This window comes from Sporosarcina sp. (assembly GCF_029257255.1).
GTDB lineage: Bacteria > Bacillota > Bacilli > Bacillales_A > Planococcaceae > Sporosarcina.
Genome location: NZ_JARICI010000050.1, coordinates 40,778 through 59,718 on the forward strand (window position 1 = coordinate 40,778; position 18,941 = coordinate 59,718).

An 18,941-nucleotide genomic window follows, 5' to 3' on the forward strand; every position below is an offset into this window, starting at 1 on the left:
CTGCCCGAACAGTCATTTAATATGACTACCGGACAGCTTCTTTTTTGTATAGCTATATTGAATGGCCGGCTGCAGAGTGGTTTGGTTCGTCGGAAGCAAGTTTTGGTTCGTTCCCGCTTTAGTTTGGCTCGTTTCTCCTTTTTTACAAAACAAAAAATCGATCCCCCTATTGGAAGACCGATTGAAGTTTGTCTTATTTAGCTGCTACCGGATTAACACCTGCAATACGCTTTGCACCTACATAGCGCTTGCCCCAGTAATATGGATCGTTTAATTTATCAACACGTACACCTTTAGATGTTGAAGCATGTGCGAATTTTCCGTCCCCTACATAAATACCTACGTGAGATACACCGCGGCCGCTAGTATTAAAGAATACTAGATCGCCTGATGTGAGGTTGGATTTTTTCACTGCTTGTCCAGACGCGTACATACCGCCTGATGTGCGTGCTACTTTAAGTCCGTTTTGTGCAAATACATAACCGACATAGCCTGAGCAGTCAAAGCCTGCTTTTGTTGTACCGCCGTAACGGTATTTAATACCTGTAAGGCTTGTTGCTGTTTTTGTGATGTTAGTAGCATGTGTTGATGCATCTGCTTGTCCAGCGAAAGGAGCGACGAGTAATAAAATAGACATTGCCAAGACTAAAAACGTTTTCTTCAATAAGTTCATGTGTTCCTCCGATATAATTATATGTATTTTTGGTAACTTGCTAACCTTTTATGTTGAATTAACTTTATCATTTATCAAACGCTGGTTATATTACAGTTATGTAACAGAATTATGTCGAATCCGTAATATCTGTTACTTTTGAAACACTTTGCAATATTACATTCATTTTTTCATGTTTTATTATGTGAGGGGAGACTGTTTGAAAAGGATAAAATATCGAGTTATAGTATATAGAAAGTAAGCGGAACGGAGATCGTTCCCCTACGTTCCGGGCGGACGCTTTCCCGAGGGCGTGGCTTGAGCCACTCGTTCGCTTCGCTTCCTGCGGGGTCTCAAGACTCACGCTAATCCTCCGGGAGTCGCCGCCCTGCACTTCGGTCCACTAGTTATGTTTGCAATACATTTTATGTATATTGAGCTTTGAAAAGGTATTCTGTATTCAAGTCGAGGATACTGTTATTGTTTTGCTAACCTCACTCTTTATGTAGTAAAAACTTAATAAGTGCAGTGGCGTATTTCAAGCCCAATAGTATGTTGGATACTGCCAACTTACTTAGCGATGGTAATACATATATTCTTAAAAACAGCAAGCCACTGTATTGCCTTTCCGAAAGCATCCGCCTGAAACGCAGGGCAACGGCATACTTACCAATTACAAAATCTCCTCTACAGAAACAAAAACTGCTTCTCTCACAAAACAAAATGTGAAGAAGCAGTTTTTTATTGTGATCAGTCGATTTGCAGATCTGTTATGACTACCACGTCTTCGTGGATTAATAATTTAGTAATTGGCCAGTCGGTTGTAACCTCGCCTGATTTTAGTTTTTCCATCGCCGCGCGCTTTTTCTCGCCGAACGCGATCATGATGAGTTTTTTCGACTTCATGATAGAAGAGATTCCCATCGTCAATGCAATGTTCGGGATTTTATCGTCGTTTTCGAAGTACTGGCTGTTGACGCCTAGAGTAGAATCCGTAAGTGTCGCGACATGCGTCACGGATTCTGGCGATGTGCCGGGTTCATTGAAGGCAATGTGGCCGTTCTCCCCTACGCCGAGTAACTGAATATCAAGAGGATGTGCGTTCAGCTCGTCTTCATAGTGCTGGCACTCTTTATCAAGATCGGTCGCCATCCCGTTTGGTATATATGTTTCTTTGAATGACTTCTTATTGAAAAGATGCTCTTTCATAAAATAGGCGTAGCTGTTGGGATTGTCTGCATCTATACCCACGTATTCGTCCAGGTTAAATGCTGTTACTTGGGAAAAGTCCAGGTTTGAATTGGTCCATTCCTCATAGACCGGGATCATGGTGCTGCCTGTTGCAAGTCCAAGGACGTGCAATCTGTTATTGCGAAGCTCTTCTTCTATTATATTGTAAACTTCTTTCACTCCTTCTTTAGGGCTGTTTACTGTGATCCATTTTAAGTTTTCCATTTTACATGCACCGGCTTTCCTAAGTTGTACTTATTTATTTTAGTTTTAAATAGATATCTGGTCAAGATTTACATCACACAATACTCGTCTACGTTATCATTCCCCTGCTTCTCTTTTTAAAAACCTCTCCTTAAAAAATAGATACTGATGTAATTATGTCATGCATCGATTCATCTATTTCTTCCAAAGCATAAAAGCAGGTCTTTGTGTATGTCAAATAGATGTTAAGTGGTTGAACATATTGTGAACTTTTGATGAGGTTTGGAAATCATAGGGTTTTCCCTAATTCTTTATTCTCCGATTGAGATTAAGATAAACGTAAGATTAATTCTTCAGCAAGGAGGTGGCTGCATTGAGCAAAAAAGATTTATCTTCAAACAAACAAACGAAAGAAGATGTGAATTTAAAAGGCACGCTGATCATGGTAATGATTGTCGGCGTCGCTATTCTGGTCATGTGGTTCGCAAGTTACGGTCTATTCTTATCTAGATAATCAAAAGCATTTGAGGAGGAAATAATATGCATCTGCATAAATACGAAAAAGTATGGCTCGCATTTGGTTTAGGGTCATTGGTCTTATTCTTAATTATCATCGGCTTTGCAGCGTTCTGGAAAGGAACTCACCCACAAAGTCACATTGAAACAATTGATCCGCAAAACGTGGAAGCGAATGAAGCATTCCAGCCCGATAATCTCGGTCTAACGGAAGTAGCCGATGGTAAATATGTTGTTAATATGGTCGCTTCCGCTTTCAATTATGACTTCGGTAAAGAAGAGGACGGCAGCCCTACTAAGACGATTCGAGTACCAAAAGGTTCCACTGTTCTTTTCCAGATTACAAGTAAGGATGTAGTTCACGGCTTCCAAGTTGCCGGAACGAACGTCAACATGATGGTAGAGCCCGGGCATATCAGCCGGCTTGAAACGGTTATGAAAAACAATGGTGAATTTACGGTTGTCTGTAATGAATATTGCGGCATCGGTCACCACTTAATGTTCGGCACAGTGGAGGTGTACTAACCAATGGAACTATTTAAATTCTCAAAAAAAGAATCAAGACTGTATATGTCCTTCATGTATGTCACATTCGTTTCGCTTTTAGTGGGCGGCTTAATGGGACTCTTGCAGACACTCGTTCGTTCAGGTAAGTTTAAATTACCGTTTAACATTGATTACTATACGATTTTAACAACGCACGGTGTAGTACTTGGACTTGTACTGACTACCTTCTTTATTATCGGATTCCAGTTCTCTCTAATGGGGAAAACCGTAGGAATTTCTGATAAGCAAATGATGTGGGGATGGATTTCATTCTGGGTCATGCTGGTAGGTACAGTTTTGGCTGCCTGGATGATCTTAACAGGAGAAGCTTCTGTATTATATACATTCTATACGCCTCTTCGTGCTCATCCAATTTTCTATATCGGTTTAGCACTTGTTATTATAGGTAGCTGGATCGCTGCTTTCGTAAACTTCCGCCAATTATATGTATGGAAGAAAGCACATAAAGGTGAAAAGTCTCCGCTCCTTGCGTTCATGGTTGTCATCAACATGATCATGTGGGTTGTAGCTTCACTGGGTGTAGCTTACTCTGTAGTGGTTTTAATCTTACCTTGGTCACTCGGATACGTTGCAACAGTTAACGTATTGTTGACTCGTACACTATTCTGGTATTTCGGTCACCCGCTTGTTTATTTCTGGTTGCTTCCGGCTTATATGGCTTGGTATGCAGTTCTCCCGAAGATTATCGGTGGGAAATTATTCAGTGATTCATTGGCAAGACTGGCTTTCATTTTGCTGTTACTGTTCTCGATTCCTGTAGGTTTCCACCACCAATTAACAGAGCCAGGGATTGATCCTACTTGGAAGTTCATTCAAGTTGTCTTAACTTTCATGGTAGTCATTCCTTCATTAATGACTGCATTCTCTTTATTTGCAACATTTGAAACTACCGGAAGAAATAAAGGCTACACTTCTTTATTCGGATGGTTCAAGAAACTTCCTTGGGGCGATGTTCGTTTCTTCGCACCGTTTGTCGGTATGGTGGCGTTCATTCCAGGTGGAGCCGGCGGTATTATTAACGCTTCTCACCAAATGAACTCTCTTGTGCACAACACAATCTGGATTACAGGGCACTTCCATTTAACCATTGCAACGACTGTTATCTTAACGTATTTCGGTATTGCATACTGGCTGGTTCCACATTTAACTGGCCGTCGCCTGACTCCTAAATTGAATAAATTAGGGATCATTCAAACAATCATCTGGACAGTCGGTATGATGATCATGTCCACTTCTATGCACATTCAAGGTTTACTCGGCGGTCCACGTCGTTCGAACTTCTCTGAATATGCAGGCGGAGATCAGGTTGCTACATGGATCAGCTATCAAGTTTCACAAGCTGTCGGCGGAACTATTCTATTCATTGGTATTGTACTAATGGTTTATATCTTTATACAGTTGGCCTTCTTTGCCCCTCGCGGTTATGAAGAATATCCGATTGCTGAAGAAGATATGGATGCTGAAAAAACACCAAAAATCTTGGAGAACTGGTATCTGTGGATTGGTATTACAATCGCGTTGATTCTATTCGCTTATACAATTCCAATGATTGATATCATTAAGCACTCGCCTCCTGGATCGATTCCATTTGATTGGCCAATAGGACGTTCTTAAACAATAAAAAAGCCTTAAAAATCCGATAGTGGATTTTTAAGGTTTTTTTTCAAACTTGGACTACAGGCAAGCTCAGCTGATTCTCAGCTTTCATACGAGTCAGAAGCGACTGCATATCTTCTTCATTCAGCGGTTTCGCGAAGTAGAACCCTTGCAGTTCATCACAGTTTTTCCCTTTCAGGATGTCCCATTGTTCCTGTGTTTCGACACCTTCAGCAACTGTACGGATCTCCAATGTCTTACCGAGCTGGATAATCGCGTTGACAATCGCACGGCTTTTGTCATTATGCACGATATTCATAATAAATGAACGGTCAATTTTCAGTTGTTTAATTGGGAACGACTGCAGATAAATAAAAGCAGAGTACCCTGTACCAAAATCGTCTATTGCAATGGAGAAGCCTTTTTCAGCAAGTTGATGAATTCGCTGTTGCACAATTTCATGCCGTTCCATCGCTACACTTTCCGTAATTTCCAGCAGCAAATTTCGCGGATCGATTTGCGTCTCTTGAATGCATTTATCCAAATAGACAGGCAGATTATGCTGCAGGAAGTGCCTTGGCGATAAATTAACTGAAACAGTTAGGTCATGCAGCCCTAATTGTTTAAATTGCTTCAGCTGCTCGAGCGCTTGACGGATGACCCATTCACCAATGGATATAATGAAGCCGGTTGATTCTGCCAGTTCGATAAAGTCAGCTGGATAGATCAATCCCAGTTCAGGATGCTGCCAGCGGATCAATGCTTCAAACCCTATAATTTCACCTGTATCACATAATACTTGCGGCTGATAGAAGAGTCTAAATTCATTCATATCCAGACCTTTGCGCAAGTTCATCTCGGACATCATTGTCCGCTTCATATGCTGGTGCGTGTCTGCATTATAGACACCCACACTTTTTCTCGAAGTTTGGCGCTTGCTCGTTTCGAGTGCAAAACGGGCAGCCTGAACCCCCTCAATCGGCGTCAGCACGTCTTTAGGGTAATAAGCCATGCCGTAACTGAAGGTTAGATACACTTCCTGGCTGGCGACGAGAATCGGCTCACGCAGTTTGTCGATCAGATTTTCCATCTTCCTCTTAAATTTAGTACCACCTTTGTCATATGGTGCAAATATAACAAAGTGATCGAATGCAATTCTCGCGACATGATAGGGCTTTTCAAAATGCAGCAAAAAACGTTCAGCTACTACACGAATAATGTCATCAGCCAGCTCCGGACCGAGCACGCTGTGTATTTCGATAAATTGATCTATGTTCATATAGACAAAAATACCTTCTTGGTTCTGGTCCACTTCTGAGATACGAGCGTCTGCTTGAGCCAGAAACGCATTATAGTTCCCCATCTCTGTCAAAGGATCAACGAAGGCCAGACGATGCAAATTCTTCTCAAAATCAATTCGGCTTAAACGATCGAATAGAAAGGACAGCATATCCGCAATACTCGACACTACCATGCGGTCAAATGAGTTCCATTCACGACGTTCCCTTGATTCACAGCAGAGTAATCCGCCGATCCCTGAACTAAGGATTATGCAGGCATCCAATAAAGAAGCAAACTGATTGGGTGTAGCAAAATATTTCTCTGCTATTTCTCTAGTCGCAGGACAGCCGTCAATATCATCGGCAGCCAGCGTTCGCTGACTTTGAATCTCTTCAAAGTAGAAAGGAAAGTCTTCTATGCAAAAATCACTTTCGATGGTATGCTCTTTTGTTTCTTCATTATAAGCGTTTTGTGAATGGAGACGCGTGCGATCTTCATTGAAGAGCCAAATACTGACTCGCTGGCATTTCATGATCTGCGAAACTTCAAAGCAAATTTGTTCCAATAACGTATTAATCGTTTCTTCACTTACCGCATAGTATTTAGCCATCTTAAATACTTGTTCCTGCTGTTGACGAATTGCATTAATCTTTTGCAGAGTTTGGGCCATTTCATCATGTTTTTGCAAAAAAGCACCACCCTTCTTCTCAAAATTCATTTTATATCGACAATATTATTGAACAGTATAATTATAGTAATCTTACCACAATTTCTATAAAGAATAATAAATTTCTTTCTTTATAGAAATTGTACCTATAAATATTTGTTATATATCAGTCTTTAGTTATGTATATTTTCGAATTTTTCTTCGGTATACTAGGTTTATTGATTGAATTTAATAGTTTGCTAACTCAATAGAAATAGCTAAATATATTTTTCAAAGGAGATAATCAGAATGAAAAAAACAGTTCTAGCAACTATTGCCTCTATCGCGCTTGCAGCAAGTATCTCAGCAGGCAGTGCAGACGCTTCGACAAAGACGTATACAGTTCAGACTGGAGACACTCTTTGGAAAGTTGCAACTCAGCATAAGCTGACAGTAAACGAGTTAAAAAGTTTGAATGCACTTGCTTCAGATTCCATTAAAGTAAACCAGAAACTGATCATCGAAAATAAAGCAACAAATGTGAAGACTGTTTCATCTATTAATTCGTTTAATGACGTAAAAGCTCCTACAGTGGACAAGCCCATTTCATCCACGAAGCCATCTGCAAGCACAAACACTACGGCGCCCTCTACCTCATTGATGAATAAAGTTGTAGATGTTGCGATGCCGCTTCAAGGCATTCCGTATGTTTGGGCGGGTGTAACGCCCTCTGGATTTGACTGCAGTGGATTCATCTACTATGTCTACAATCAAGCAGGCGTCAAAGTTCCGAGACTAGATACAATCGGGATGCATGATCGTTCTGTATTTATTAAAGATCCTGTCGTAGGCGATCTGTTATTTTTTGAAAATACATACCGACCGGGAATCTCACATATTGGAATTAATTTAGGTAACGGTAAGTTTATCCACGCCGGAAACAGTGGAATTGAAATTTCATCTGTTGAATCTCCTTATTGGAACCAGCGCTTCCTAGGCTATAAACGTTTTAAAGATATCAAATAATAAAAAAGCGGACATCCTGAGTTCTACAGGGATGTCCGCTTTTTATCTAAAATTTATTATCTTGCAGAGTAGCCGCCGTCAATAACAAGTTCAGCACCTGTAATGTACGCAGCTTCGTCTGATGCTAAAAATAATACTGCATTACTTACGTCTTCCGGTTGTCCCAAACGCTCAAGTGGAGTCATCTTGATTATCATACCCAGTATGTCTTTGGATTCTTCCAGAGCTTGTGTCATAGGTGTTTCGATGACACCCGGGAAAATCGCATTGACGCGAATGCCATTTTTACCGTATTCAGCTGCAGCAGCTTTCGAAATCGCACGTACCGAACCTTTTGAAGCTGTATATGGATTCAAGCCCATTCCAATTAAAGCTGTGTAAGATGAGATATTCACGATTGATCCTGATTTCGCCTCAGCCATATAACCTGCCGCGTGCTTCATACCAAGGAATGCGCCGAAGCCGTTGATATCAGAAAGTTTGCGCCAGTCTTCAATTGTAATTTGTTCTATTGTTTTTTCAGTAGAGATTCCTGCATTGTTAATAAGGATGTCCAATTTACCGAAATGATCCACTGCTTTTTTCATTGCTTCTTTCCACTGGTCATCTTCCGTAACGTTCAGCTTGATTGTGAAGATGTTGTCTTGCCCGCCCCATTTTTCTTCTAGAGCCGCTTCGTTAATGTCCGCTGCGATAACTTTTGCACCTTGAGCTACGAATTGTTTTACCATCTTTTCGCCCATACCGGACGCACCGCCTGTAATGAATGCTACTTTATCTTGTAATCGTTTCATCAGTCATCTCTCCTTTTGTGTTGTACGCATATATTTTAACACTAAAATAGTTTTTAATCAATTTTAGTATATCGCATGAAACGACATAGCATTTCTTCGATACTATAGCTTCCTTTATGATTATACACGCCTTGTATAATCATAGGGTGTGCGATATAATTAGGCTTGTAAGATATACACTACAAGTGGAAGAAGTGAACAAATATGTTCAAAGACCAGCGCTATCTCCAATATAATGCAGCAGGGTTCCGGCAGGATTTGATTGCAGGGATTACTGTTGGAATTGTAGCCATTCCACTCGGGATGGCTTTTGCAATTGCCTCAGGCGTAAAACCGGAATATGGACTGTATACAACTATCATTGCCGGTCTCCTCGTCGCTTTGTTTGGAGGCTCGCGTTTTCAGATTGCGGGACCTACGGGGGCATTCATTCCAATTTTATTGGCAATCGTGTTGCAGTACGGTTATGAGGATTTATTGATTGCAGGATTTTTAGCCGGGATCTTCCTTGTCATTATGGGCTTCCTCGGTGTAAGTAACTTAATTCATTTCGTACCCCGATCAGTAACAATTGGTTTTACCACGGGAATTGCAGTTATTATCTTTACTGGCCAGTTCCAGAACTTTTTCGGTCTGACAGGTGTAGAAAAGAAAGAGTTTTTCCATGAAAGCATGATTGAAATCGCGCGAAATTTTCATACTGTTAATACATTTAGTATCTTGACTGCAGTGATCGGTTTGCTGGTCATTTTTATATTACCCAAGATTGCTCCAAAAATTCCGTTATTGTTAGTGGCTTTATTAATCCCAACAATTTGTTCTATTCTTTTCTTTCCCGGAAAAGTCGAAACCATCGGAACTTCATTCGGCGGAATCCCGCAACATCTGCCTACTTTCCATTTCCCTGAAATCACTTTATCTAAACTCGTGACATTGTGGCAGCCTGCTCTCATTATCGCTGCGCTTGGTGCTATTGAGTCGTTGCTATCGGCAGTCGTAGCAGATGGAATCAAAAGCGATGTGCCGAAACATGATTCGAAAAGAGAGCTGTTCGGTCAGGGAATCGCAAATATTGTAACACCACTGTTTGGTGGGATACCCGCTACTGGTGCAATCGCCCGTACCGCCACAAATATTGGTTCAGGCGCCGTCAGCCCCATGTCCGGTGTCATCCAAAGTTTATTCGTCCTGGCGTTCTTACTCGTATTCGCACCTTACGCATCCTATATTCCGTTAGCCGCCATGGCGCCAATCTTAATGTATGTCGCCTGGAATATGAGTGCGCGAAAAGCATTCGTACAAATCGTATCGCTACGTTCAGGAGATTCGCTCGTTTTACTGACAACATTTTTCCTGACAATCTTCCTGAACTTAACCATTGCGGTCGAAGTTGGTATTCTGCTCGCCGCGCTATCATTCCTGCGTAAAATGAGCGGTGCGCTGGTTATTAAAGAAAGCAAGCTGACAGATGTAGAGATATTCAAACTAGGTGCTGATTCCGGCAGTGAGCTGATTAAGTATAAAATTTCGGGTCCATTATTTTTTGGAACCGCAAAAAAGTTCGAAGATCGCTATCCAAAGCTGTTAGAAATCGAACAATCCATCATTATTCTCGACATGAAAAACCTGACTGCCTTAGACGCAACAGGCGAAGCGGCCCTTTCAGCTTTGCTAGATGAAGCAAAGCGGTTAAATAAACGACTCATCTTCAAAAAAGTACCTCCGAATAAAATAAACCTATTCAAACGCAGCGGGCTGTTCGAGAAAATTGGCGAAGAGAATTTCTTTATGCTATAAAAAAGAGCGTCCTCTCATTATTGAGAAGACGCTCTTCACCTCTTTTTGATTCACAAACTTATAGATTACGCGTTATTCCCTTACCATTCTTCGCATAGATCTCGTATAATCTTTCAATAATTACTTCAAAAGAGTTCTGTTGTACTTTCTGTTGTATGATAGCCTGCTGCTCGCGAGACAATTCATTGGAAAGCGCTTGATCAAGACCCTCTGCCAGTGATTCTCCACTGTGTGATTCAACTAGAATGCCAGCGCCCTCTTGCAGCAGGTAAGGAAGTCCACCTACATTGGTCGCCACTACTCTAGCGCCTGAGGCCATTGCTTCAAGAACGACTAATCCGAATCCTTCATGATAAGAAGGCAAAGTAAGTACATCGGCTGCAGACATCCATTTCGCAAGTTCAGTCTGGCTGACAGGTTCTTTGAATTCGACGCCTGTCATGCCAGACTCTTGAATTTTCTGCATGACTGATTCAGTAAAGCGCTGGTCTTTTTGAGATCCTATTAAATAAAGAAGAAGATCAGGATGGGATGCTTTTACCATGGCGTAGGCATCCAGCAGTTCCATGACTCCTTTTGCTTCAATTAAGTTTCCCACAAAAATCAACACATGTTCATTTAAAGGTACGTTCAGAAGCAAACGGGCTTCCTCCCTGCCCATCGGCTTAAATATACTTGTATCCACACCCATGCTCATGACCTCTACATTTGACGAGGCAATGCCGTAATCCTCAACAACATCCTGCCGCAGTTTTTCACCTACTGTGATCACTCGGGACGCATCTTCTAAGATCTTTTGTGTAAAACCTGCAATCCGGCTACTTTTTTTCGCCATTTTGTCCAAGTCTCCGCCATGAACAGTCACTATATACGGAATGCCAAACAGTTTTTTACCCAAATAGGAAAGGACTCCCGTCGGAAAAGCATAATGGGCATGTGTAATACCTATGGATTTTTTATTAACTAGTAAGTAAAAAAAAGATTGTAAAGTCCAGGACATATATTTTGTTATTTTTTCAAACGGACTTTTGCCTGGTCCATGTATGGCAATGACTTTGACATCAACACCGTTATTTTTTAATAGTTCAACTTGATTTTTCACGAAGATCCCATATGTAGGATGTTCTGCTGAAGGGTACATATTGCTAAAAATTACTGCTTTCGTCAATGGATACTCATCCTTTATCTTTTTCCGTATTATCGGATTCTGGTTTATTTATAACATTGAATGATTATAACATAAGTAAAGCAGTAAGAAAGCCACTAATATAATCGAAATTTCCCTATTTCATTCAGGGTTATCTAAAAAGTAAAAAATTCAAATACCTCTTCATATTTCAATCAATATATCACGTGTAATCCTGTTGTAATGTAATTGTAACAAAAAGCAAGTTTATTCGTGCTAATATATTCGTAGATTACAAAGCACAACAGTTGATTGTGCGAAAGGGGAATACGAAAACAGCATGAAACGTCTATTATCACTGGTTTTTGCGAGTCTATTATTCTTTTTACTCGCACCAGAATTTGCTTCCGCAAACTCATCAACGTCATTAATCAACTCTTTGCGCACACATATGGGAACTCCTTATGTATATGGAGGAACGACACCATCGGGTTTTGACTGTTCAGGATACATACAATATGTATATAAAAAAGAAGGGCATTCTGTGCCGCGTACAACGGGACAACAATTCTCGACAGGTACTTCAGTTTCAAAAAATAATTTGCAGGTTGGGGATTTAGTTTTCTTCAACACATCAGGTCGAGGAGTATCACACGTTGGTGTGTATACAGGTTCAAACAATTTTATTCACGCATCTGTAAGTAAAGGTGTCATGGTTTCTTCACTTAGCGACCCGTACTACTGGGGCAGCCGTTATATAGGGGCTCGTCGTGTAGCCAGTTTTGAAGAAAAGAAAGTTGCTGCAGCACCAGTTAAAAAAGTAATCTATGCAAGCCGCGGTGAGGTAGCAAAAGAAATTGCTGGCACACTTAAGCTCGATACCAGTGCAGCTACTGCAACATTTAAAGATGTAGATAAATCTGATCCTAACTTTGCTGCAATTGCAGCTGTCGCTAAAGCTAATATCTTCTCAGGCGACAATGGTAATTTCAAACCCGACAGCGAAATCACTCGTGAACAAATGGCAAAGGTATTAGTACAAGCATTTGATCTTGATGGGACTGTACAAGCAAACTTTAAAGATGTCCCTGCTGACCATTGGGCAACTGAATATATTGACACACTTTATTACCACAACATCACTACAGGTTATGGTGATGGGACGTACGGTCTGGGTGATAAAGTAACCGCACCTCAATTGCAAAAATTTATTACTCGTATCGATAACTGATTAACTTGCCGAATGTTCTTAATAAGAACATTCGGTTTTCTCTAATAAGGATAGATCTTTTGGTATAAAGCTACTATTTAGCGAACAATGTCAAAAATATGTAGTAATCAAATTTCAACGCTGTTACACTGAGTCTAACAAGCTAGTACATTAAAGGAGGATTTCATGAATCAGTTCAAATGGGCGGCAGCCAGTCTGCTGCTACTCACCATCTTAGTTCTCTCACCTCTTCAGTCAATGGCAAACTTTCAATTTTCCGACGTGCCCACTACCAGTGATTATCATAAAGAGCTTCACTATATAGCCAATAAGGGAATCATAAATAAGGCTGATAAGTTCAACCCTGGTGATAATTTAAAGCGTGCACATGTTGCCAAAATGATCGTGATCGCAAAAGGCGAGCAAAATACTCCCGAAAAGAATATGACTATTTCTGATATGAAATCGGGAACTGAGCGTTACAAGTTTGCAAATATCGCTATCCAAAAAGGTTATTTCCAACTTTCTAGCGGTAATCGTTTTAATGATAATGAAGATATTACTCGTGAAGACATGGCTTACGCTTTATCTGAGGCATTTAATATGTCTGAAAAAATCACAAATCAAAAACCTCTTGTTCTGACAGATGTGGCAAACCATAAGTATGCAGAGCGCATCAACGGATTATATTATGGAGGAATCACGCAGGGAGATAATAAGAAGTTTCTACCTTACAACAAATTAACTAGAGCTCAATTTGCGAGATTTGTTGCGCGTGCTATTGATGACCAATTTAAACTGGAAGTCAAGCCACCTGATCAGCAATCAAGTGTCAGTTATGTAAAAGTAGCGACTGGCAATGACAAAGATCCTTTAAATGTTCGTTCATCACCATCCAACAGTGCTGCTATCATCACTTCCCTGCCTAATGGAACAGTTGTTGAAGTTACCGGCAATACAGGTGTCTGGCTTAAAATTAATGTATCAGGCAAAACAGGATATATTCATGAAGCATTCACTACCAGTAACCTGGATGACCCAAAGCCAAGTGTACCGGCACCACCTGTGGCCAAGCCAGACCCTGCCCCTTCAGCGAAATTGATGGGTAAAGTTACTGTTAATAATTTAAACGTGCGTTCAACTGGAAGTTCAAGCGCAGCTGTAATTGATAAGTTGAATGCAGGCAAGAAAGTGGAAGTAGTTTCAGTGTCAGGCTACTGGGCTAAAATCAGTTACAGCGGTAAAACAGGTTATGTACACAAATCTTATTTAAAACTGCTGAACCAAACAGGCAATCCATTACGTGACCGCGTAATTGTTGTTGATGCAGGACATGGCGGACATGATCCAGGTACAGGCAACAGCGGAAAGACAGAGAAAGCCATTACTTTAAACGTGGCAAAGAAACTTGAAGCAAAGCTGAAAAACGCTGGCGCTAAAGTATTAATGGCACGTACTTCAGATAAGTATCATTCGTTGGAAGAGCGAACTGAGTTTGCGAAGAAAAATTATGCAGAAACATTTATTTCTATTCACGTAAACTCTGCTGGCTCATCTGCAAAAGGTACAGAAACATATTATGATTCTTCTTCTAATCCAAATGGTACTGAAAGCCGCGACTTAGCAACTTTCATTCAGCGCAATATTGTGCAGAAAGCCAATATGGTCGATCGCGGAGTGAAGAATAACCGTTTTTACGTAATACGTAATAATAACGTGGCTGCAGTGCTTGTAGAACTTGGTTTCCTGACAAATTCATCTGATTATGCTAAATTAACAAGCGAAAAGTATGCGAATATTTATGCTGATGCAATTTATCAGGGTGTTTATCAGTATTACAGCAAACAATAATTCACCTCTCCTCCCAGACAGCCGTCTTGGGAGGTTTTTTATACGTTGAACGTCGAATGTCTATCCTGTTTGTCTATCTACTCTATACCCCCTATTCATCTAAACTACCTCCTATTTTTCCTTACCATATGCAAAACGATGATCTAATAAAATCCGGCAAAGAGAAATTTTCTCCTTGCCGGATTTTTATTATACCGTTACTTGATTGATTTCATTCGTGAACACTTGTTGCGCTTTTGAGATATCCACTTTGTGTCCCATCTCATTCAGTGTTTCACCTATCTGCATGACCGCTTTTTCTAGCATATCCGCAGTGGTGTTGCCCATATGTCCAATACGGAACGCTTTGCCTGCCAGATGTGCTAATGAACCTGAAAGAATCGTACCTTTATCCGCCATTGACGCACGGAACTTCGCATCATCTATTCCTTCAGGATACTGAATGCAGCTCAGTGTCGGTGCCGCCACTTCTTCAGAAGCTAAAGCTTTCATGCCGTACACAGCCAAGCTTTGACGAACCGCACGGCCAAACGCTTTATGACGCTTGATTCGCTCGTCTATCCCTTCATCTAATACGATGCGCAGCCCTTCTTCGAGTCCGTAAACCAAGTTCACTGCAGGTGTTGCGAAGTATTTAGATGGGTCATGCATGACTGGAATCCAGTTATAGATATCACAGTAATACGCCTGGACTCTTTCCATTGCCGCACGAGCGTCCAAAGCAGACTGGTTAAAAGCAACGAGCGCCAGACCCGGAGGCACTCCAATTGCTTTTTGTGAACCGGTTAAGACGATATCGAGCGTATTACCGGCTCCCCCATATTCCTTGCTCATATCTTCATCCATCGCTGTTGTCGCGCATACACCATCAACGATTACCAATGCGCCGTGCTTCTTAATGACCGGCACAATGGCTTCCAAGTCAGCTGCAACACCAGTAGATGTATCTGCATGCGTGACCGTAACTGCCTTGTAGTTTCCTTCTGCTAGTTTACGGTCGATATCCTCAGAAGAAACTTGCTGTCCCCATTCCGACTGCAGTACCTCGACTTCAATACCGAAAGCCTGTCCTAATTTAATAAAACGGTCGCCAAAGTAGCCCTGGCTTACTACAAGTAGTTTTTCTCCTGCTGCGATCGTATTGACGATAGCCATTTCCATAGCAACCGTACCTGAGCCCGCCACAACAAATACTTCCCCGTTTGTATTGAATATTTCTCGCGTCTGATCAATTGTATGTTTATAGATTTGGACGAAGCGCGGGTCCGTATGCGATCGTGTTTCACTTGCCATTGCATCGTATATAGAATCTACTACAGGCGTAGGTCCTGGGATTAACAACATTTCTTCATTTCTCATCATCTAGTTCCTCCTCATAGTTACGTACATATTTTCAATAATAGCTAAACTGACAGAATTTTTCAAATGAATTTAAATATGACTTAGAATGGTAAGTGGTACGATACCGTTTCCCTGCGTTCCAGGCGGACAGCGAAGGGTTCGCTTTGCCTTAATTTCTGTGCACTTTACAGAAATTAAGGCAATACAGCGTTCTTTCTACAAACTATGGTCGCTTCGCTCCCTTTAGTTGTCTCATCCTATCGGGCTGATCCTCCCCGAGTGTTTCAATCCGCGGCTCACACGAAGTGAGTCATGCAACCGTTGCCGCAGGACGCGGCGCTCTTAGGTTGCCTTACACTCCGGTACACTGACTGGTTTTTTAATATTTTTTTATGCGAGTGCAGTATTCAGAAACAGTCTCCTACATATATTAAATATTCTGCTTAGAGACAGAGATACTGCCAACTTATTGTCTTTAATGGTTACACAAGTTATTTCACAATAAAAATAGGGATTGAAGCTTAAAACGGTCACTCCGGAAGGATCAGGCCCACAGGAGATGACAACTTAGGGGAGCAGAGGGAGAGAAGGTGGCAGAAGAACCCTGTATTGTCGCGTGCCTTCCCGAACACGTCCCCGTCTTAAGCGAAAATCCCAGACTGCAACCTTCCACCACTTACAATGTCTGACTTAATACATCACCTGCAAATTTATGAGAAACCAAATGAAAAGAAGGGAATTGGACTTACATCCAATTCCCTCCCCTCTTCACGTCATCTATCGGAAGATGAAGTGACCCCGTTATCATATTAATACCCCTAATGTGTAAACGAACGAGACTTTTCCCCAAAAGTCACATTCAGCTGTTCATTCAGTCAATTAGAACTGCGCTGTTTCAGTTGAACCTGTCATTGCAGTTGTTGAAGATTGACCTTCAGAGATTACTTGTGCAACTTCGTCAAAGTAACCTGTACCAACTTCACGCTGGTGACGAGTCGCTGTATAGCCTTTAACTTCGTTATCGAACTCAGCTTGCTGAAGCTCTGAGTAAGCGCCCATTCCGCGTGTTTTGTATCCGTGAGCCAATTCGAACATGCTGTGGTTCAATGTGTGGAAACCTGCAAGTGTAACGAATTGGAATTTGTAGCCCATTTTACCAAGTTCAACTTGATATTTTTCAATTGTTGCATCATCCAAGTTCGCTTTCCAGTTGAATGAAGGTGAACAGTTATATGCCAACATTTTTTCAGGGAATTTCGCGTGAATTGCATCTGCGAATTCCTGTGCTTCTTCAAGTGATGGATGAGAAGTTTCACACCATACTAGGTCAGCGTATTCTGCATAAGCAAGACCGCGTGCAATTGCCTGCTTGATACCTGGCTTAGACTTGTAGAATCCTTCAGGCGTACGCTCTCCTGTTAAGAAATCTGCATCTACTGGATCAATGTCGCTTGTTACCATATCAGCAGCATCTGCATCTGTACGAGCGATGATTACTGTATCAACACCCAATACGTCAGCAGCTAAACGTGCAGCAGACAGGTTGCGAACTGCGTTTTGAGTCGGAAGAAGTACTTTACCGCCCAAGTGTCCACATTTCTTTTCAGAAGCTAATTGGTCTTCCAAGTGAACACCAGCAGCTCCAGATTCGATCATGCCTTTCATTAATTCGAATACGTTAAGTGGTCCCCCAAAACCAGCTTCCATATCCGCAACGATTGGTGCGAACCAGTCGAATCCGTCTTCACGGCCTTCTGCATGGTCGATTTGGTCAGCACGCTGAAGTGCCTGGTTGATGCGTTTAACAACTGCAGGTACAGAGTTTGCCGGATATAAACTTTGGTCAGGATACATTTGTCCTGCAAGGTTTGCATCAGCAGCAACTTGCCATCCGCTTAGATAGATTGCCTGTAGACCAGCCTTAACTTGTTGTACTGCTTGGTTACCTGTTAATGCCCCCAGTGCATTAATGAAATCTTCTTCATGAAGTGATTTCCAAAGGCGAGCAGCACCCTTTTCAGCTAGTGTATTTTGAATTAGAAGTGATCCGCGAAGCTTTACTACATCCTCAGCAGTATAGTTACGTTTGATCCCTTTCCAACGGCTATCCTCGGCCCAGCTTTTCTCCAGTTGTGCAATTTGTTCTTGTCTTGTTGACATATTCTTCACACCTTCCCCTTTTTTAAACGTGTACCTGTTACATCTGTTTCATAACAGCTACCTTCGTTATGTATTACTATATAACAGTCCATCAGAATTGTCAGTTCATTTCGACAAAAAGGCTTTTTAAGCGGATGAAAGAATGGTAGAATGGATGAAAAGGCAAGAGATTGGGTTAAAACTACAAACAAAGGGGATTGTGTTAATCTATGGAAAATGCCGATATTCCAAAGAAGATTCTGAATCAATACGCGACGATATTAGATGATTGGGTGCCTAAAGATGCCTCTATCGCTATCGCTATAAAAGATCGCTACATCTATTACGATCCGGGCATGCATGATATTCATTTAAAAGAAGGACAGGATATCCAGGCAGGCAGCATCGCGGAGGTCACGATAAAAGAAAGGCGTAAAGTGGAGGTAGTAATGGATAATACACTTTATGGCATGTCCTACTTTGGAATGGGCTACCCTATTGACGTCAAAGGAGAACCGGGCGCACTGATTATCATTCTGCCGCCGAACTTCCATGTGCTGAAAAGAGACCAGCTCCAATTTTTGACCGGCAAACGCGAAGATGAATGGTACCCGATTGCGATTGACCAGGTAACCTACGTAGAGAGCCTACATAAAAAGACGTGGTTCTATACGAACGCTGATCATTATAATATAAGTTTCACTTTAAAAGATCTGCAGCTTCGTCTGCCGAGATTTTTTTTACGGATTCACCGTTCTTATATCATCAATATGAACTGCATTGAAAAAATTTCTCGTGATTTTTCGTCCAACCTTGTGATTACATTAGTAGACGGCACAGAACTCCCCGTCAGCCAGACCTATATAAATGAAGTGCGATCCATGCTTGGATTTTAATGAAATAGAATTAAAATTCAGCTGCAAGACAAATAGTAATAAGCGAATATAAAACAGGAAGGGAAATGT

Annotated in this window: 16 protein-coding genes; 8 read left to right on the plus strand and 8 right to left on the minus strand. The window is 41.4% G+C overall.

All coding sequences use genetic code 11. The annotated features are described in order from the left end of the window. Positions 1–12: 12 nt before the first annotated feature. From Q1J64_RS10515 to Q1J64_RS10525, 3 genes are all read right to left on the minus strand, one after another. Positions 13–153, minus strand: a complete 141-nt coding sequence (locus Q1J64_RS10515) for a hypothetical protein (RefSeq protein ID WP_301109016.1) — start codon at positions 151–153, stop codon at positions 13–15. Positions 154–193: 40 nt separating this feature from the next. After that, positions 194–673 (minus strand): C40 family peptidase, encoded by a 480-nt coding sequence (locus Q1J64_RS10520; protein WP_301109017.1) that lies wholly within the window; start codon positions 671–673, stop codon positions 194–196. Positions 674–1,402: 729 nt separating this feature from the next. Continuing rightward, the gene (locus tag Q1J64_RS10525; RefSeq protein ID WP_301109018.1) at positions 1,403–2,107 is read right to left on the minus strand and encodes a glucosamine-6-phosphate deaminase; all 705 of its coding nucleotides are present in this window, start codon (positions 2,105–2,107) and stop codon (positions 1,403–1,405) included. A gap of 352 nt (positions 2,108–2,459) precedes the next feature. Here Q1J64_RS10525 and Q1J64_RS10530 point away from each other — a divergent pair, with 352 nt between their 5' ends. The 3 genes from Q1J64_RS10530 to Q1J64_RS10540 are packed head-to-tail and all read left to right on the plus strand — an operon-like array spanning position 2,460 to position 4,783. Continuing rightward, positions 2,460–2,600, plus strand: coding sequence for a cytochrome c oxidase subunit 2A (locus Q1J64_RS10530; RefSeq protein ID WP_301109019.1), 141 nt, complete (start codon positions 2,460–2,462; stop codon positions 2,598–2,600). Between the two features lie 26 nt (positions 2,601–2,626). Continuing rightward, a complete protein-coding gene (locus Q1J64_RS10535; protein ID WP_301109020.1) occupies positions 2,627–3,127 on the plus strand; it encodes a cytochrome c oxidase subunit II in 501 nt (166 codons plus the stop codon). A gap of 3 nt (positions 3,128–3,130) precedes the next feature. Next, a complete protein-coding gene (locus Q1J64_RS10540) occupies positions 3,131–4,783 on the plus strand; it encodes a b(o/a)3-type cytochrome-c oxidase subunit 1 (protein WP_301109021.1) in 1,653 nt (550 codons plus the stop codon). A 49-nt stretch (positions 4,784–4,832) separates the two neighbouring features. On the opposite strand, the gene Q1J64_RS10545 is transcribed toward Q1J64_RS10540, so the two are convergent. Continuing rightward, positions 4,833–6,734, minus strand: coding sequence for a sensor domain-containing phosphodiesterase (locus tag Q1J64_RS10545; RefSeq protein WP_301109022.1), 1,902 nt, complete (start codon positions 6,732–6,734; stop codon positions 4,833–4,835). 267 nt (positions 6,735–7,001) lie between these two features. Here Q1J64_RS10545 and Q1J64_RS10550 point away from each other — a divergent pair, with 267 nt between their 5' ends. Next, positions 7,002–7,718, plus strand: coding sequence for a C40 family peptidase (locus Q1J64_RS10550; protein ID WP_301109023.1), 717 nt, complete (start codon positions 7,002–7,004; stop codon positions 7,716–7,718). 56 nt (positions 7,719–7,774) lie between these two features. Here Q1J64_RS10550 and Q1J64_RS10555 read toward each other — a convergent pair whose 3' ends face one another. Beyond that, on the minus strand, positions 7,775–8,512 hold the full coding sequence (locus Q1J64_RS10555) for an SDR family NAD(P)-dependent oxidoreductase (RefSeq protein WP_301109024.1): 738 nt from the start codon (positions 8,510–8,512) through the stop codon (positions 7,775–7,777). 204 nt (positions 8,513–8,716) lie between these two features. On the opposite strand from Q1J64_RS10555, the gene Q1J64_RS10560 reads away from it, so the two are divergent. After that, entirely contained in the window at positions 8,717–10,309 is a 1,593-nt protein-coding gene (locus Q1J64_RS10560) for a SulP family inorganic anion transporter (RefSeq protein ID WP_301109025.1), read from the plus strand. A gap of 58 nt (positions 10,310–10,367) precedes the next feature. Here the strand turns inward: Q1J64_RS10560 and Q1J64_RS10565 are convergent, their stop codons facing one another. After that, positions 10,368–11,477 (minus strand): glycosyltransferase, encoded by a 1,110-nt coding sequence (locus Q1J64_RS10565; RefSeq protein WP_301109026.1) that lies wholly within the window; start codon positions 11,475–11,477, stop codon positions 10,368–10,370. A gap of 298 nt (positions 11,478–11,775) precedes the next feature. On the opposite strand from Q1J64_RS10565, the gene Q1J64_RS10570 reads away from it, so the two are divergent. Next, positions 11,776–12,666: a C40 family peptidase gene (locus Q1J64_RS10570; RefSeq protein ID WP_301109027.1), complete on the plus strand. Its 891-nt coding sequence runs from the start codon at positions 11,776–11,778 to the stop codon at positions 12,664–12,666. Between the two features lie 165 nt (positions 12,667–12,831). Then, entirely contained in the window at positions 12,832–14,496 is a 1,665-nt protein-coding gene (locus Q1J64_RS10575) for an N-acetylmuramoyl-L-alanine amidase (RefSeq protein WP_301109028.1), read from the plus strand. 189 nt (positions 14,497–14,685) lie between these two features. Here the strand turns inward: Q1J64_RS10575 and Q1J64_RS10580 are convergent, their stop codons facing one another. Continuing rightward, positions 14,686–15,855 carry a pyridoxal-phosphate-dependent aminotransferase family protein gene (locus Q1J64_RS10580; RefSeq protein WP_301109059.1) on the minus strand — a complete coding sequence of 390 codons (1,170 nt, stop codon included), beginning with the start codon at positions 15,853–15,855 and terminating at the stop codon, positions 14,686–14,688. Positions 15,856–16,716: 861 nt separating this feature from the next. Continuing rightward, the gene (gene aceA / locus Q1J64_RS10585) at positions 16,717–17,997 is read right to left on the minus strand and encodes an isocitrate lyase (RefSeq protein WP_301109029.1); all 1,281 of its coding nucleotides are present in this window, start codon (positions 17,995–17,997) and stop codon (positions 16,717–16,719) included. A gap of 209 nt (positions 17,998–18,206) precedes the next feature. Here aceA and Q1J64_RS10590 point away from each other — a divergent pair, with 209 nt between their 5' ends. Then, entirely contained in the window at positions 18,207–18,872 is a 666-nt protein-coding gene (locus Q1J64_RS10590) for a LytTR family DNA-binding domain-containing protein (protein ID WP_301109030.1), read from the plus strand. The last annotated feature ends 69 nt before the right edge of the window (positions 18,873–18,941 follow it).